Origin of the sequence: Prauserella alba (assembly GCF_024171735.1) — a bacterium.
Lineage (GTDB): Bacteria > Actinomycetota > Actinomycetes > Mycobacteriales > Pseudonocardiaceae > Prauserella > Prauserella alba.
The window spans coordinates 21,324-37,740 of the sequence record NZ_JAMTCH010000008.1 but is presented as its reverse complement, the minus strand read 5'-3'; the positions used below and the strand labels follow the sequence as shown (position 1 = coordinate 37,740).

The 16,417-nt window shown below is 72.3% G+C and carries 13 protein-coding genes and 2 pseudogenes; 13 read left to right on the top strand and 2 right to left on the bottom strand.

Translation table 11 applies throughout. The features are described from left to right. The first annotated feature begins 42 nt into the window (after window positions 1–42). The 10 genes and pseudogenes from LY12_RS23825 (at window position 43) to LY12_RS23780 (ending at window position 11,904) form a co-directional block, all read left to right on the top strand. Window positions 43–879: an SGNH/GDSL hydrolase family protein gene (locus tag LY12_RS23825; protein WP_372493628.1), complete on the top strand. Its 837-nt coding sequence runs from the start codon at window positions 43–45 to the stop codon at window positions 877–879. Continuing rightward, window positions 852–2,255, top strand: a complete 1,404-nt coding sequence (locus LY12_RS23820; RefSeq protein ID WP_253859712.1) for a replication-associated recombination protein A — start codon at window positions 852–854, stop codon at window positions 2,253–2,255. Before LY12_RS23825 ends, LY12_RS23820 begins: the two co-directional genes overlap by 28 nt. A 184-nt stretch (window positions 2,256–2,439) precedes the next feature. Further along, window positions 2,440–2,844, top strand: a complete 405-nt coding sequence (locus LY12_RS23815) for a DUF948 domain-containing protein (protein ID WP_253859711.1) — start codon at window positions 2,440–2,442, stop codon at window positions 2,842–2,844. Then, window positions 2,841–3,089, top strand: a pseudogene (locus LY12_RS23810) (hypothetical protein); the annotation flags it as partial. The gene LY12_RS23815 and the pseudogene LY12_RS23810, both read left to right, overlap by 4 nt. 421 nt (window positions 3,090–3,510) lie before the next feature. After that, window positions 3,511–6,174 carry an alanine--tRNA ligase gene (gene alaS / locus LY12_RS23805; protein WP_253859710.1) on the top strand — a complete coding sequence of 888 codons (2,664 nt, stop codon included), beginning with the start codon at window positions 3,511–3,513 and terminating at the stop codon, window positions 6,172–6,174. Next, window positions 6,171–6,662 (top strand): Holliday junction resolvase RuvX, encoded by a 492-nt coding sequence (ruvX, locus tag LY12_RS23800; RefSeq protein ID WP_253859709.1) that lies wholly within the window; start codon window positions 6,171–6,173, stop codon window positions 6,660–6,662. The genes alaS and ruvX overlap by 4 nt, the downstream gene beginning before the upstream one ends. 530 nt (window positions 6,663–7,192) lie before the next feature. Beyond that, window positions 7,193–8,683: an endolytic transglycosylase MltG gene (locus tag LY12_RS23795; protein WP_253859708.1), complete on the top strand. Its 1,491-nt coding sequence runs from the start codon at window positions 7,193–7,195 to the stop codon at window positions 8,681–8,683. Beyond that, window positions 8,677–9,531 carry a shikimate dehydrogenase gene (locus tag LY12_RS23790; protein ID WP_372493620.1) on the top strand — a complete coding sequence of 285 codons (855 nt, stop codon included), beginning with the start codon at window positions 8,677–8,679 and terminating at the stop codon, window positions 9,529–9,531. The genes LY12_RS23795 and LY12_RS23790 overlap by 7 nt, the downstream gene beginning before the upstream one ends. 95 nt (window positions 9,532–9,626) lie before the next feature. Beyond that, window positions 9,627–10,872, top strand: a pseudogene (locus LY12_RS26375) (endonuclease/exonuclease/phosphatase family protein). Window positions 10,873–10,956: 84 nt separating this feature from the next. Further along, a complete protein-coding gene (locus LY12_RS23780) occupies window positions 10,957–11,904 on the top strand; it encodes a D-2-hydroxyacid dehydrogenase family protein (protein WP_253859706.1) in 948 nt (315 codons plus the stop codon). Window positions 11,905–11,929: 25 nt separating this feature from the next. Here the strand turns inward: LY12_RS23780 and LY12_RS23775 are convergent, their stop codons facing one another. Then, window positions 11,930–12,739, bottom strand: coding sequence for a serine hydrolase domain-containing protein (locus LY12_RS23775; protein WP_253859705.1), 810 nt, complete (start codon window positions 12,737–12,739; stop codon window positions 11,930–11,932). 134 nt (window positions 12,740–12,873) lie between these two features. After that, window positions 12,874–14,244, bottom strand: a complete 1,371-nt coding sequence (locus LY12_RS23770; protein WP_253859704.1) for a PTS transporter subunit EIIC — start codon at window positions 14,242–14,244, stop codon at window positions 12,874–12,876. 411 nt (window positions 14,245–14,655) lie between these two features. Here LY12_RS23770 and LY12_RS23765 point away from each other — a divergent pair, with 411 nt between their 5' ends. The 3 genes from LY12_RS23765 to LY12_RS23755 all read left to right on the top strand — a co-directional run bounded on the left by LY12_RS23765 (window position 14,656) and on the right by LY12_RS23755 (window position 16,415). Continuing rightward, complete coding sequence (locus LY12_RS23765) at window positions 14,656–14,892, top strand: PTS sugar transporter subunit IIB (protein WP_253859703.1); 237 nt, start codon at window positions 14,656–14,658, stop codon at window positions 14,890–14,892. Next, a complete protein-coding gene (locus LY12_RS23760; RefSeq protein WP_253859702.1) occupies window positions 14,889–15,353 on the top strand; it encodes a PTS sugar transporter subunit IIA in 465 nt (154 codons plus the stop codon). Before LY12_RS23765 ends, LY12_RS23760 begins: the two co-directional genes overlap by 4 nt. A gap of 267 nt (window positions 15,354–15,620) precedes the next feature. Beyond that, on the top strand, window positions 15,621–16,415 hold the full coding sequence (locus tag LY12_RS23755) for a prepilin peptidase (protein WP_253859701.1): 795 nt from the start codon (window positions 15,621–15,623) through the stop codon (window positions 16,413–16,415). The last annotated feature ends 2 nt before the right edge of the window (window positions 16,416–16,417 follow it).

Here is a 16,417-nt window from a genome sequence, read left to right as displayed (position 1 = left end):
CCGCAGCAGCGGACGGGACCGTGGCGGGTGGCCAGGCTGGCGGTGCTGGGAGATTCCACCGCCGTGGGCCTCGGTGACCCGCTGCCCGGCGGAGCGTGGCGGGGAGTGGGCCCTCTGGTCGCCACCGCGCTCCGGGTGCCGGCCGAACGCTTCACCAACGTCTCGTTCACGGGCGCCCGTGTCGGCTGCGTGCGCACCGTCCAGCTGCCGCGGGCGCTCGAGCAGGCACCGGACGTCGCGGTGGTGATCGCCGGGATGAACGACACGCTGCGCTCCGACTTCGACGCCGCGACGCTGACGGAGGATCTCGACGCCACGGTCACCGCGCTGCAGGCGGCCGGCACGACGGTTGTCACGGTCCGGTTCCACGACCACGGTCGGGTCTTCCGGCTGCCGGGTCCGCTGCGCAGGGCGCACGCGGTGCGTGTCGCGGCCCTCAACGGCGCCGTCGACACCGTGGTGGCGCGCCGGGGCGCGCTGTGTGTGGACCTCGACCTGCTGCCCGGTGCCTACGACCTGAGTTCCTGGAGCGTCGACCGGCTGCATCCGTCCGAACGCGGACACCGGCTGCTGGCCCGGGGCATCACCGAGGCGCTCTCGCACGCCGGCGTGGCCGTGCCGGAGCCGGTGCCGCTCGGCTGCTCGGGTGGCGCCGTTTCCGGCACGGCCGACCACCTCGCGTGGCTGCTGGGTAAAGGAGCGCCGTGGCTCTGGCGCCGCGGCAGGGACCTCGTGCCGCACGCGGTGGGCATCGTGGCGCGTGACCTCGTGCGGACCGGACTGCGGGCCGCGGGCGCCGGCCGGGGGCCGGTCGTGTCACTCCTGCGGGCGCTGCCGATTACGGTCGAGGGGTGCAGCAAGACGAACTCTTCACGGTGAACGAGGACGTGGCGCCCCCGCCGGTGTCGGACCAGCCGCAGGCCCCGTCGCAGCCGCCACCAGGTTCGCCGCTGGCCGTGCGGATGCGGCCCGCGTCGCTCGACGAGGTTGTCGGCCAGCAGCACCTGCTCGGTGAGGGTGCCCCGCTGCGCAGGCTCGTGGAGGGTGCGGCGCCGGCGTCGGTGCTGCTCTACGGCCCGCCGGGCACGGGCAAGACGACGCTCGCCAACCTCGTCTCCACGGCGACCGGCAGGCGGTTCGTCGCATTGTCCGCCCTGTCGGCGGGAGTGAAGGAGGTCCGCGGCGTCATCGAGGAGGCACGCAGGCGCCGCAAGTACAACGCCGAGGACACGGTGCTGTTCATCGACGAGGTCCACCGGTTCTCCAAGACCCAGCAGGACGCGCTGCTCGGCGCCGTCGAGGACCGCACGGTGCTGCTCGTGGCCGCCACGACGGAGAACCCGTCCTTCTCGGTCGTCTCGCCCCTGCTGTCCCGGTCGCTGGTGCTGCAGCTGCGGCCGCTCACCGACGACGACGTCGCCGACCTGCTCGGCCGCGCCCTCACCGACGAGCGCGGACTGGCAGGCCGGTTCGAACTCGCCGACGACGCCCACGGCCACCTCGTCCGGCTGGCTTCCGGCGACGCGCGGCGCGCACTGACGGCGCTCGAAGCCGCGGCCGACGCGATGAGCGCCTCGGCGACCGCCGACGAACCGGCCGTCATCGACCTCGCGACCGTCGAGGCCACCGTCGACAAGGCCGCGGTGCGTTACGACCGGGACGGCGACCAGCACTACGACGTGATCAGCGCGTTCATCAAATCGATCCGCGGCTCGGACGTCGACGCCGCGGTGCACTATCTGGCGAGGATGATCGAGGCGGGGGAGGACCCGCGGTTCCTCGCCCGTCGCCTCGTCGTGCACGCCAGCGAGGACATCGGCATGGCCGATCCGACGGCACTGCAGTCCGCGGTCGCCGCCGCCCACGCGGTGCAGTTCATCGGCATGCCCGAGGGCAGGCTGGCGCTGGCGCAGGCGACCGTGCACCTGGCGACCGCGCCGAAGTCCAACGCCGTCATCGCGGCCATCGACGGTGCGCTCGCCGACGTCAGGGCCGGTGGTGCGGGCACGGTCCCACCGCACCTGCGGGACGGCCACTACACCGGCGCCGCGGCGCTCGGTCACGCCCAGGGCTACCGCTATCCGCACGACGTGCCGGAGGGGGTGCTCGCCCAGCAGTACCCGCCGGACGAACTGGTCGGCCGCGACTACTACGAGCCCACCCAGCGCGGTGTCGAGCGCACGCTGGCCGAGCGGGTGCCCCGGCTGCGGCGCACCGTCCGTGGCGAACGCGGGGACCCCGGCGAAAGCCGGTGACCACCACCGGCGGCGTCCCGCTCACCGCGCGGCGACCGGTCGCGTGAGCCCGCACGGCGCACGGCCGCGACACGCTGGGTCACCGACAGGCAGGGCTGCCGGTCCGGACGGGGTGGCGCACGGTAACCTCACAGTCCCATCGACCCAAGGGACCGTCTCACCGATCCATGAATAGGGAGGGCACGTGTCGGCAGGGCAGATCGCCGCACTGGTCGCCGCGGGCGCCTTCGTGCTGCTGGTGCTGTTCTTGGTGATCGCGCTGGTCAAACTCGGCCGTACGCTCGACGAAGCCACGATCGCGATCCGCAAGACGCACGAGAACACCGACCCGCTGTTGCACGGGGCCAGCGACACGATCACGCACGTCAACACCCAGCTGGAACGGGTCGACGGCATCACATCCAATGTGCAGACCGTGTCCGGTAACGCGTCCGCGCTGTCGTCGGTGTTCACCGCGACGCTCGGCGGCCCGCTGGTGAAGACCGCCGCGCTGTCGTACGGCATGAGCAAGGCGATCAAGGCGCGTCGCGCGGCGAAGGCCGAGGACGGCAAGCACACGCTCCGGCGTGGGAGGAAGAGCAAGCGATGAAACGCCTGTTCTGGCTCGGAGTCGGCGTGGCGGCGGGCGTCACGCTGTCCCGCAAGGCCAGCGAAACCGCTCGTCAAGCCACTCCGGTGGGGGTAGCCTCGAACGTGGGTGACGCCGTGCGGGAACTCGCCGGCGCCATCGGCGCGTTCGGAGCCGACGTCCGCGCCGGTATGAGTGAGCGGGAGCAGGAGCTGAATCGGATCGTGGACCGCCCGGTGACACGCGTCCGGCCGCCGGAACCCGGCAGGCCGGCGCAGCAGGCGCGGGTTCCGTATCCGGAGTCGGCGCCCCCGCAGGCGAGCGCGTCCGGACAGGCCGCCCGGCGGCCGTCCCGGCCTGCTCGCCCCGCCGGTGAGACCGGCCAGCAGGGCAGGACTCAGCAGGGACAGGGCCAGGGCGGCAGGCCCGCGGCGCAGCGCAGGACGCGAGCTCCGCGGGCGGAGGGCTGAGGCCACCGGGCATCCCGCCCGCCTGCGCGCACGCCCTCCGCCGCCCCGGTCCGACGCCGTAGGCGGTCTGCCGAACCAGACCGCCGCTCCCACCGGCGGCGCGGTTCCCGACGGCGCACCCTCGCGTGCGATGCCCGTCTCGGAACCCCGGAACCGGCGAGCACCCCGGTGCACCCGCCCGGCCGGAACCGCCGCCACATTCTGCGAGGAAGCTCCAGTGGAAACACACGAAATCAGCAAACGGTTCCTCGACCACTTCGAGAACCACGGCCACACGCGCGTTCCCAGTGCGTCGCTGATCCTGGACGATCCGACGCTGCTGTTCGTCAATGCCGGCATGGTCCAGTTCAAGCCGTACTTCCTCGGCGAGGTGCCGCCGCCGTACCCCCGTGCGACCAGCGTGCAGAAATGCGTGCGCACCGGCGACATCGACGAGGTCGGCAAGACCACGCGGCACAACACGTTCTTCCAGATGGCGGGCAACTTCTCGTTCGGCGACTACTTCAAGGAAGGCGCCATCGAGCGGGCCTGGGAGCTGCTGACGTCCTCGCAGGACGCCGGCGGTCTCGGGTTCGACCCCGCGCGACTCTGGGTGACCGTCTACGAGCACGACGCCGAGGCAGCGGGCCTGTGGCGGGAGATCACCGGCATCCCGTCCGAGCGGATCCAGGTGCGCGACGGCAAGGACAACTACTGGGACATGGGCGTGCCCGGCCCCGGTGGCCCGTGCTCGGAGATCTACTACGACCGCGGCCCGGAGTACGGCCGCGACGGCGGCCCCGTGGTCGACGAGGACCGGTACCTCGAGATCTGGAACCTCGTGTTCATGCAGGACATCCGCGGTGAGCAGAGCCCCAAGCTGGGCCACGCCCCGATCGGTGAGTTGCCGCAGAAGAACATCGACACGGGCATGGGCATCGAGCGGGTCGCGTTCCTGCTGCAGGGCGTCGACAACGTCTACGAGACCGACCTGGTGCGCCCGGTGATCGCGCGGGCCGAGGAGTTCTCCGGTCGGCGGTACGGCACCGACCACGCCGACGACGTGCGGTTCCGCGTCATCGCCGATCACGCCCGCTCCGGTGCGATGCTCATCGGCGACGGCGTCACGCCGGGCAACGAGGCCCGCGGCTACGTGCTGCGCCGGTTGCTGCGGCGGATCGTCCGCGCCGTGCGCCTGCTCGGAGTCCACGAGCCGGTGCTGCCGGAGTTCGCACAGGTGGTGCGGGACGCGATGGCGCCGTCGTACCCGGAGATCGCCCGCGACTTCGACCGGATCAGCGACGTGATGCGCCAGGAGGAGGAGTCGTTCCTGGCGACCCTGACCAGCGGGTCGCGCATCTTCGACCTGGCGGCCGAGGAGACTAAGCGTTCCGGCGGGTCGATCCTGGCAGGCGACAAGGCGTTCCAGCTGCACGACACCTACGGCTTCCCGATCGACCTGACCCTCGAGATGGCGGCCGAGCAGGGCCTGTCGGTCGACGAGGACGGCTTCCGCACCCTCATGGAGGAGCAGCGGCAGCGGGCGAAGGCCGACGCGGCGTCCCGCAAGACGGGTCACGGCGACCTGTCGGTCTACCGGAGGTTGCTCGAACAGCACGGCGAGACGCAGTTCCTCGGCTACACGGATCTGCAGGCCACGGCGAAGGTCCTCGGACTGCTGTCGGACGGCCGGCCGGTGTCGGTCGTCGGCGAGGGGGGCAAGGCGGAGATCATCCTCGACCGCACGCCCTTCTACGGCGAGAGCGGCGGTCAGATCGCCGACACCGGCGTGCTCGTGGGGCACGGCGTCGAGGTCACGATCACCGACGTGCAGAAGCTCGTGCCGGGCCTGTTCGTGCACCGCGGCGAGGTCACGGGTGGTGAGCTCGCGCTGGACACGGAGCTGACGGCGTCGGTCGACGCGACGCGGCGGCAGTCGGTCGCGCGCTCGCACTCGGCGACCCACCTCGTGCACGCCGCGGTACGGGGCGCGTACGGGAACCGCGCCGCACAGGCCGGTTCGCTGAACTCGCCCGGCCGGATGCGGTTCGACTTCACCACGCCGGGCACGGTGTCCTCGGACGTGCTGACCGAGGTCGAGGAAGAGGTCAACGACTACCTGCAGACCGACGTCGAGGTGGCGGCGTACACGACGACGAAGGACAAGGCCCTCGAACTCGGCGCGATCGCGCTGTTCGGCGAGAAATACGGCAACGACGTCCGCGTGGTCGACATGGGCGACTACTCGCGCGAACTGTGCGGCGGCACTCACGTCGGCCGGATCGGGGAGCTGGGCCTGGTCAAGCTCGTGTCCGACGCGTCGATCGGTTCGGGTGTGCACCGCGTCGAGGCGCTCGTCGGCACCGACGCCCTCCGGCAGGTGCGCAAGGAGCAGCTGCTCGTGTCGCAGCTGGCCGGCACGCTGAAGGTGCCCGCCGAGCAGGTGCCGGAGCGCATCGAGGACGTCCTGTCACGCCTGCGCAGCGCGGAGAAGGAGATCGAGCAGCTCAAGACCCAGCAGGTGCTCGGTTCGGCGGGCTCGCTGGCCGACGGCGCCGAGGACGTCGCGGGCGTGGCCCTGGTCGTGCGGAAGGTCGACGGCGGCATCGACGCGGCAGGGGTGCGCGCGCTCGCGGGCGAGGTGCGCAACCGACTCGGCTCCCGCCCCGGTGTCGTGGCGCTGTTCGCACCGTCCGAGGACGGGAAGGTCAGCTTCGTCGTCGCCACCACGGCTGCTGCTCGCGACAAGGGTCTTGCCGCGAGCAAGCTCGTCCCGTCGTTCGCCGAATCGGTCGGCGGCCGGGGCGGCGGCAAACCGGACATGGCCCAGGGCGGTGGCAGCAACCCGGCCGGTATCGACCAGGCGATCGCGGCGCTGCGGAACGCGCTCGCGAACGGGTGAGTGCGGTGGAACCGGACCGGCCCGGGGTCGAGGATCCCGGGCCGGGACGTCGGCTCGCCGTGGATGTCGGTTCCGTCCGTGTCGGCGTGGCACTGAGCGATCCCGCGCCCATGCTGGCGACTCCGCTCGTTACGCTGGCCCGGGACTCGGAGGGGAATACCGACATCGGCGAGCTCGCCGGGCTCGTCGCCGAACACGACGTGGTCGAGGTGATCGTGGGACTCCCCAGGACGTTGGCCGACCGGCACGGTTCCGCCGCCGAGATCGCGGCGGAGTACGCGCAGCGGCTCGGTGAACGGATCACGGTTCCGGTGCGACTGGCCGACGAACGGTTGACGACCGTGACGGCGAGCCGAATGTTGTCGCAGCGCGGGGTCAAGGGCAAGAAGCAGCGTGCGGTGGTCGACCAGGCCGCGGCGGTGGAGATCCTGCAGGCGTGGCTCGACGCTCGCAGTGCGGCGATCGCGAGGGGGACCGGACCGGCATGACGAGCCCGCACGACGGCCCCCCGCCGCGCGAACCGCGTGATCCCCGTTCGCCCCGGCGCGGTGGTCCGGTAGCCCCGAGCGCGGGCGAAACACCGTTTCCCGACGACCCGCCGCGTCCTCCTTCGGCCCGGCGACCGGCCGGACAGCCGCCGGGTCGCGGTCCGGTCGGCGAACAGGCACCGCCTCCCGGTCCGCCGCCGAAGCACCCGCGCCGGCAGCCACCGCCCGAGGGTGCGCCCCGTCACGCGGCGCCGGAGCCGCCACCGCCGGCGCCGCCGCGGCGCCGGTCCGGACCGCCCCGCACGCCTGGCGACGAGGCGCAGCCCCCACGGGCGCGGGACGACCGTTCGCGGCCTTCGCTACCCCCCGTGCCACCTGTCGGAGGGCACGGGCAGCCACCGGAGCGGCATGCACGGCAGCCCGGCCCCGGCGAACCTGCGGAGCCCCCGCGCGCGCCACGGCCGCGGCGAACCCCGGGCCAGGAACCCGCCACCGGCCGCCGCCGGCCGCGTCCGGGCCCGAACGACGGTGTGCACCCGGACGAACGCCCGACGCAGATCTTCGACCTCGGCCTCGCCGGCGACGCGGTGGCCGACCCTGGCCAGCGCCGCGTCGACGAGGCCGGCCACGGCCCGTACCACGACGAGGCCGACGACCATTACGGCGCCGACCATTACGACGCCGACCATTACGACGACGGCTACTACTACGCCGACTACTACGACGACGACGGCTCGGACGACGAGGCGGTCCACGACGCGGACGGCAGGGACGAGGCCGACCGCCACGCCGGCCGCGACGACGTCCGTGACGACGACCGGGACGAGGACGACCACGACGGGGATCGCGCGGAACCGTCGTACATCCTCGGCGACGACGGCGACGACCCGCCCCCGACCGAGCGGCGGCGCGGCCGGCGGGCGTTCCGGTGGGTGGCGGCACTCGTCGTGCTCGCGCTCCTCGCGGGCGGCGCGTACTTCGGGGCGCGGGAGCTGCTCGGCTTCGGCTACGAGGACTACGAGGGTTCCGGCGAGAAGGACGTCCTGCTGCACGTCGAACAGGGCGATTCCACGGGTGTCATCGCCTCCAAGATGGACAAACTCGACGCCGTGGCGAGCGCCGACGCGTTCGTGGAGGCCGCGAAGGACGACCAGCGGGTGCTGGCCATCCAGCCGGGCTACTACGTGGTCAAGACCAAGGCCTCGGGTGCCAGCGCGGTCGAGACACTCGTCGGACCGGACGCCCAGGTGGGACAGGCCGAGGTCCGTGCGGGTACCCGGTTGGCCGACCGGGGCGGTGACAGCCCGAAGCCCGGTGTGCTGAGCCTGCTCTCCGAGGCCTCGTGCGCCGACCTCAACGGCCGGAACACGTGCGTCAGCGTCGAGGACATGCGCAACGAGGTGCGGTCGACGAACCTCACGGAGCTCGGTGTGCCGGCGTGGGCCGCCGAACCGGCCCAGCAGAAGGCCCCCGAACATCGCCTCGAAGGCCTCATCACGCCGGGGATCTACGACGTCCGGCCGGGCTGGGACGCGCGGAAGCTCCTCACCGAGGTCCTGACGACGTCGGCGACGCGGCTGGAGGCCGCGGGTCTGCCGGACGCCGCGCAGGGCTCGGGGCATTCGCCGTACGAGGTCCTGATCATCGCGTCGATCGTGCAGGTCGAAGGTGTGCAATCGGACTTCGGCAAGATCGCGCGCGTGATCGAGAACCGGCTGGGCGCGGGCATGGCGCTCGAGATGGACTCCTCGATCAACTACGCGCTGGAGAACCCGACCATCCGCACGAAGCGAGACGCGCGGGACGTGGACGGGCCGCACAACACCTACACCCGGAAGGGCCTGCCCGCCACACCGCTCGGAGCGCCGAGCCAGGAGGCGATCACCGCGGCGGAGTCCCCGAAGGAAGGCCCGTGGAAGTACTTCGTGCTGTGCGAGGAGAACGGCCTCTCGTGCTTCAGCGAGACGTATCCCCAACACAAGAAGGAAGTCGAGCGGGCGCAGAACAAGGGGGTGTGGTGAGCGGAGGCGCACGCCGGGCCGCGGTGCTCGGCAGGCCCGTCGACCATTCGCTCTCGCCGGTGCTGCACGGTGCGGCGTACCGGGCACTCGACCTTCCCGGGTGGACGTACGAGCGCATCGACATGGACGAGGCGGGGTTGCCGGCGTTCGTCGACGGTCTCGGCCCCGAGTGGGTGGGTCTGTCGGTGACCATGCCGGGCAAACGGGCCGCGCTCGCCTACGCCACCGAGACCACGCCGCGGGCAGCTGCCGTGGGCGCGGCCAACACGCTCGTGCCGGCGGCCGCCGGATGGCGGGCCGACTGCACCGACGTCGACGGCGTGATCGGTGCGCTGCGGAGCGCGGGCGGCTTCACCGGCGGAGGCCGTGCGGTCGTGATCGGCGCCGGGGGCACGGCGGCCGCGGTGGTGGTGGCCGCCGCGGAGCTGGGGGTCTCGGCCGTGTCGCTGGTCGTCCGTGAACCGGCGCGGGCGTCGGAGACGACCCTGGCCGCACGGCGGGTGGGACTCGACGTCGACGTGCTGCGATGGGCGGACACCGACATCGCCGCGCTCGCCGCCGATGCGGACCTGCTGGTCAGCACCGTGCCGTCCGAGGCCGTGGCGGCAGAGCTCGACGCACTGGCCGGCGTGCCGTGCGTGCTCGACGTGATCTACCACCCGTGGCCGACGCCGTTGGCCGAGGCCGTGACGGCGCGCGGCGGCCGGACCGCGACCGGTCTGGACATGCTGCTGCACCAGGCCTTCGGGCAGGTCGAGCAGTTCACCGGACGACCGGCGCCTCGCGTGGCGATGCGTGACGCGTTGCGCGAGGCCACCGGCGGCGAGATCCCGCTGCCGCTCGACTGAGCCGACTGCGCCGAGGGGCAGCCCCCGGTCGACCGCGTGGCCGGGCGGAAGCTCGTTTCCCGAAGGACGCCCCACGTTCATCCGTCACTCGTAAGGTGGGGCGCGACTTCTGGGAGGTAACTGTGCGTCGATCGCGTTGGGTGTCAGGGCTCGCCGGTGTGGCCGCGTCGGCCGGGCTGGTGGTGTCGTCGCTGCCGGCCGCAGCAGCCCCGGGTGCGGGCCGGGGTGGTCCGGACGACGTGCGGTTCGCGACGTTCAACGCGTCGCTGAACCGCGCCACCGAGGGCGAGCTGCTGCGCGACCTGTCCACCGGAGACGACGAGCAGGCGCGGAAGGTCGCCGAGATCGTCCAGCGCAACCGGCCCGACGTGCTGCTTCTGAACGAGTTCGACCACGTCGAGGGCGGCGCGGCGGCCGACGCGTTCCGCGACAACTACCTCGAGGTCGGCCAGCGCGGCGCCGCGCCGATCGAGTACCCGCACGCCTACACCGCCCCGGTCAACACCGGTGTTCCCACCGGGTTCGATCTCAACCGGGACGGCGAGACCGGCGGGCCGGACGACGCACACGGCTTCGGGAACTTCGAGGGGCAGTACGGCATGCTCGTGCTGTCGAAACACCCGATCGACACCGGGGCCGTGCGCACGTTCCGGGAGTTCCGGCTGGAAGGACATGCCAGGGGCCACGCTGCCCGACGACCCGGCAACGCCCGAGCGCGGCGACTGGTACTCCGACGAGATCCTCGACGTGCTGCGGCTGTCGTCGAAGTCGCACTGGGACGTGCCGATCGAGGTCGGCGGCCGCACCGTGCACCTGCTGGCCGCACACCCCACCCCGCCGAGCTTCGACGGCGAGGAGGATCGCAACGGCACTCGCAACCACGACGAGATCCGCTTCTGGGCGGATTACGTGACGCCGGGGAAGGGCCGCTACATCTACGACGACGAGGGCGGCCGCGGCGGACTAGAACCGGGGGAGCGGTTCGTCATCGCGGGCGACTACAACGCCGATCCGCATGACGGCGACAGTGTCGACGCCGCCGCCACGCAACTGCTCGACGCGCCGCTCGTACGCGACACGCGGCCCGCCAGTGAGGGCGCCGTCGTCGCCGCCGAACAGCAGGGCGGCGCCAACGACGAGCACACCGGTCCCGCGCGGCTCGACACCGCCGACTTCGACGACGCATCGCCCGGCAATCTCCGGATCGACTACGTGCTGCCGTCCCGCGGCCTGATTCCCCACGCCGACGGTGTGTTCTGGCCGGAACCGGGCAGTGAGCTGGCCAGGCTGGGCGACGCCTCGGATCATCACCTCGTCAGCGTCGACCTGTTCGTGCCCTGACGCCTGCGGTCGACCGTCCGCGGCGGGTGGCCGCGCGGGTGCGCGTCACTCGGTCCCGAGCGCCACAGGGGTTAGCGTGTGGCCATGAAGATCGCGATCCTCGACGACTATCAGAACATCGCCCGCGAACTGGCCGACTGGGATTCCCTCGGCGCCGAGGTGGACGTGCTCACCGAGCACATCGCCGATCCGGATGCGCTGGTGGACCGGCTGGCGGGCTGTGACGTCGTCGTCGCCATGCGGGAGCGCACCGCGCTGCCGGGCGACGTGCTGCGGCGGCTGCCGGACCTGCGGCTGATCGTCAGCCTGGGCGGCGCGCGCAACCCGGCGATCGACCTGAAGGCCACCGCGGAACTCGGCATCGTCGTCTCGCACACCGGCTACCTGCCGCATCCGACGGCCGAGCACACGTGGGCGCTGATCCTCGCCGCGATGCGCGGGATCCCGGACGAGACGCGGTCCGTGCGCGAGGGCGGCTGGCAGACGTCGGTCGGCCGCAGCCTGCAGGGCGCCACGCTGGGTGTGATCGGCCTCGGCAGGCTCGGGGCGCGGGTCGCGCGGATCGGCCAGGCGTTCGGCATGCGCACCATTGCCTGGAGCGCCAATCTCACCCAGGAGAAGGCCGACGAGCATGACGTCCTCGCGGTGCCGAAGGAGCAGCTGCTGGCCGAGTCCGACGTCGTGACGATCCATCAGGTGCTCAGTTCCCGCACCCGTGGCCTGATCGGAGCTCCCGAACTCGCGACGATGAAGCCCAGCGCGTGGCTGGTCAACACCTCGCGCGGGCCGATCATCGACGAGGCCGCCCTGCTCGACGCGCTGCGCGAGCACCGCATCGGCGGTGCCGCACTCGACGTGTACGACACCGAGCCGCTGCCTGCCGACCACCCGCTGCGGGCGGTGCCGAACACCGTGCTGACCCCGCACATCGGCTACGTCGTGCGCGATCTGTACGAGGTGTTCTACCGGGACGCCGTCGAGGACATCGCCGCCTACCAGGCAGGCGAACCGATCCGCGTGATGTCGCTGTAACCGGTGGCTGCCCCGGCAGGCCGGTTCAGCGGTCGGCGAGCACCGCGTCGGTGAACACGGGCCAAGCCTCGACGGCCCACGGCCCGAAGTCGCGGTCGGTCAGCGCGATGCACGCCAGGCCCGCGTCCGGGTCGACCCAGAGGAATGTGCCGGACTGTCCGAAGTGGCCGAACGTGCGCGGTGAGCTCGCCGTTCCGGTCCAGTGCGGGTCCTTGCCGTCCCGGATCTCGAAGCCGAGGCCCCAGTCGTTCGGTTTCTGGTGTCCCAGCCCCGGTAGGACCCCGTTGAGGCCGGGGAACTGCACCTGGGTCGCCTCGTCCAGCGTGGAGCGGGCGATGAGCCGCGGCCGGAACAGCTCGGCGGCGAACCGCACCAGGTCGTCCACTGTGGATTCGGCGCCCGCGCCGGGGGAGCCGGTCAGCGCCGTCGACGTCATGCCCAGGGGTGTGAGCACCCCTTCGGTCAGGTAGTCGCCGAACGGGATCCCGGACTTCTCGGTGAGGGCGTCGGCGAGCTGTTCGTAGCCGGCGCTGGAGTAGAGCCTGCGCTGCCCGGGCGGTGCCTGCACCTTGTGCTGGTCGAACGCCAGGCCGGCCGTGTGGGCCAGCAGGTGCCGGATCGTCGCACCCTCCGGGCCGGCCGGCGTGTCGAGCTCGACCACGCCCTCTTCCACGGCCATCAGCGCGGCGTAGGCGGTGAGCAGCTTCGTCACCGACGCGAGCGGGAACACGCGTGTCGTGTCGCCGTGGGTGCCGCGCACGGTCCCGTCGGCGCCGACGACCGCCGCCGCCGCGTGGGGAACCGGCCACTGTTCGATCAACCGCAGGCTGTCCATGCGAGCCACCCTAAGCGTTGGGCCGTCCCGGGCCGGGGCGCGGTCGGCCGCTCGGGACGGGGCCGTGGTGGACCCGCCGTCCTCCCGTGGCCGGAGAACCGGCGCCGGTTCTCCGGCCACGGGCGCGGCGCGTGTCAGCTGCTGGTGCCACCCCCTGCACCCGTCGATCCTGCGGCGCCGCCCGCGGACTCCGGGCCGGTCCGCGCCGCGCTGCCGGCGGCGGTTCCGGCGTCGGCCTTGGCCGGGGACTCCTTGCGGTCGTCGGCACTGTCGGCGCTGTCTCCGGGGTCGGCGTCGTCGTCCTCACGGCCAGGTGTGCGCAGGTTCCACTTGGTGATCACCCAGCGGAAGACGACGTAGTAGATCGCCGCGTACACCAGGCCGATCGGAATCAGCAGCCACGCCTTGTTCGCCGCGGGAGCGGTCATGTTGAGCAGGAAGTCGATCCCGCCCGCCGAGAACGAGAAGCCCATATGGATGTCGAGGGCGTTGACGAGCATCATCGACGTGCCGGTCAGCACCGCGTGGATCAGGTACAGCGGCCACGCCACGAACATGAACGCGAACTCGATCGGCTCGGTGATGCCGGTGAGGAACGCGGTCAGGGCCGAGGAGAGCATCACGCCGCCGACGAGCTTCTTCTGACTCGGCTTGGCCGTCTGCCAGATCGCGAAGGCCGCCGCGGGCAGGGCGAACATGAAGATCGGGAAGAATCCCGTCATGAACGCGCCCGCGTTCGGGTCGCCCGCGAAGAAGTTGTTGATGTCGCCGCCCTCGAACACGAACCACAGCGGCACGTTGAGCAGCTGGTGCAGGCCGACCGGGATGAGCAGCCGGTTCAGCGTGCCGTAGAGGCCGCCGCCGATGACGGCGTCGCTCGTCGCGGCCTCGCCCGCGGCCTGGATGCCCGCGTCGATGACCGGGAACGCCAGGCCGAAGACCACGCCGAGCAGCAGCAGCGCGAACGAGTTGACGATCGGCACGAATCGGCGGCCGCCGAAGAACGCCAGGTACTGCGGCAGTTTCACCCGGTGGAACCGCTGCCACAGGACAGCCGTCACCAGGCCGACGACGATGCCCGAGAGCACGCTGTAGGGCCATTTGATCGGCTGGAGGAGCCATTCGGTGTGCTCGACCATGCCTTCGGACGTCTGCTCGTAGTAGCCCTCGATCTCCTCGATCGGGGCGAACACCTGGACGACCTTGCTGAACACCACGAAGCCGACGGCCGCGGCCACACCGGTGGAGCCGTCACCCTTGCGCGCGAAACCGACGGCGATGCCGACCGCGAACAGCAGCGGCAGCCAGTCGAACAGCCCGCCACCGGCGGCGACGAACACGTCGGCGATGCCGGACGTGGCGTCCCAGCGGCCGAGCATGTCGGACTGACCGAGACGGTTCAGCAGGCCGGCCGCGGGCAGTGTGGCGATGGGCAGCATGAGGCTGCGCCCGAACCGCTGCAGGCCGGCGAGGCTTCTGCGGTTGCCCTGCGCTCGATCGCTCATGAGCGTCCTTCCGGTGGGTACGTGGTCGAGGGGTCGGATCGTCGGGTGTACGTGGTCCGCGGGGTGCAACCGGACAGGCTAGCGGGAATCGGGCCGTGGCCGCGGGCGATTCGCCGAAGCCGCGCCGGAGGCGGTCGCGGTGATAGATTCCGGTCTAGACCACTAGGTCGGGGAGGGAGAATGCTCCGTCGCTCGACCGGGTGTCAACCCGCTACTGTTCGTGTGGAGCGGTGCCGGGACCGGCGCGAACGGCGGGGACGACAGCGCGAGAACACCGAGAAGGACGAACACGGAGACAGGCAAGCACCGGGGAAGACGAGCACCGGGGCGACCCGGTGGAACAGCCGGGACGCCGACACATCACGAGGCTGCGCCAGGACGGGCGCAGCAGGAGCGATTCGGGAGGCCGCGATGGCGGACGAGAGGGCGGGGCGGATCCTCGCGGCTCTGGGCGGCGCGGACAACGTCGTCGAGATCGAAGGCTGCATCACGCGGCTGCGGTGCGAGCTCGAGGACGGATCCGTCGTCGACGAGGCGGCGCTGAAACAGGCGGGCGCGCACGGCGTGATGAAGGCCGGTTCCGTCGTGCAGGTCGTGGTCGGCCCGGAGGCCGACACGATCGCCGAGGACATCCAGGACCTGCTGTGACGGGGGCGGGTCGCGTCGTACGGAGCCCCGTCGGCGGCACGGTGACGGCACTCGCCGACGTGCCCGACCCGGTGTTCTCCCAGGCGATGGTCGGTCCCGGGATCGCGGTGCAGCCGCGGGGCGGCCACGCCGATGCCGTGGCGCCGATCGACGGCACGCTGACGACCGTCCACGCGCACGCGTTCGTCGTCGCGGGTGACGACGGGGCGGCCGTGCTGGTGCACCTCGGTATCGACACCGTGAAGCAGCACGGCGAGGGTTTCACGCTGCACGTGGTGAAGGGCGAGCGTGTGCGGGCCGGTCAGCCGGTGGTCGGCTGGGACCCGGACGCGGTACTGGCCGCCGGTTACGCGCCGGTGGTGCCCGTGATCGCCCTCGATGCACAGCAGGAGTCCCTGCAGCCCGCCCCGAGCGGCAGCCCGGTCGAGGCAGGCGACGAGCTGTTCAGCTGGGGCGGCTGAACCGGCGCCGGGCGGGCGCGGGACGCAGCGGGTCGACGCGGTTCCGGTGGCCACCGTCGACGAGATCGCGGCGGGTCGTTTCGTGCGCCGCGGCGGGACCCCCACGGCGCGGCGCCGTGGGGGTCCCACCCGTGGTGGTGCGAACGGTCCACTCGTGACGGTGGTTGTGGTCCGGCCGGGTGGGATCTGCTGCCGGCGTGACAGGCGAGGCACCGCTCGTGACACGACGGCTTGGTCCCGGCACGGATCCGGCGCAGGCTGGCGTGCGTGTTCCGGGAATGGATGATCACGATCGTGGCGGCTGCCGCAGGCGCGGCGGTCGCGTGGGCGGGATGCCGCGTGGCGGCTCGTGCGCGGCGTCCCGCCGTCGTGCCTGCCGGGTGCTGCGCCGTGGTGACCGCGCTCGCCTGGGCCTGGCTCGGCCGGCGCTGGTCGGCGGGCGGCCTGCCCGGCTGGTGGCTGCCCGTGCCGCTGGCCGTGTTCGCGGTGGCGGCACCGCTGGTCGCGGCGGACCTGCGGTACCGCAGATTGCCGGACGTCCTCACGGCGGCACTCGCCCTGCTGGTCGGTGCGGCCGTCGCGGCGAGCGCTCTCGCTTTGGACACCGTCGCGGCGGGTGCGGTGGAGGTGGGCACCGGGCTCGTGGTGCGGGCCGTCGCGGGAGCGATCGGGTTCGCTGCGGTGCATGCGCTGGTGCGGGCGGTGTCGCCGCGTTCGATGGGCGCGGGCGATGTCAAGCTGGCCGCCGGTCTCGGCGGCGGGGCCGGCGCGGTCGGCTGGTCCGCGCTCGTTGTCACGGCCGTTGTGGCGTCGGTCGTCACGCTCGCGGGTGCCTGCGCGACGCGGTGGGCTAGGCGGCGATGGGAGGCGAGTCGGCGGGGGGCTAGGCGGCGGAGGTGCCGCGGGCCGACGGGCGGTGCCGTGCCGCACGGGCCGGGCATGGTGCTCGGCGCGTGCCTGGTCGTGGCCTTCCCCGGCACCGCGCTGGACGGCGGGGCGGAGCCGGCGGCATCCGTGGTCACCGGCTCCGGCATGGGCGCGATCACGCCTGCTCCCGGGTAGCT

What these genes read in the sequence shown, in the direction of transcription:
- LY12_RS23770 (WP_253859704.1), bottom strand. Translation starts at nt 14,244, where the DNA reads ATGAGCGATCGAGCGCAGGGCAACCGCAGAAGCCTCGCCGGCCTGCAG.
- LY12_RS23780 (WP_253859706.1), top strand. Translation starts at nt 10,957, where the DNA reads ATGAAGATCGCGATCCTCGACGACTATCAGAACATCGCCCGCGAACTG.
- LY12_RS23775 (WP_253859705.1), bottom strand. Translation starts at nt 12,739, where the DNA reads ATGGACAGCCTGCGGTTGATCGAACAGTGGCCGGTTCCCCACGCGGCG.
- LY12_RS23765 (WP_253859703.1), top strand. Translation starts at nt 14,656, where the DNA reads ATGGCGGACGAGAGGGCGGGGCGGATCCTCGCGGCTCTGGGCGGCGCG.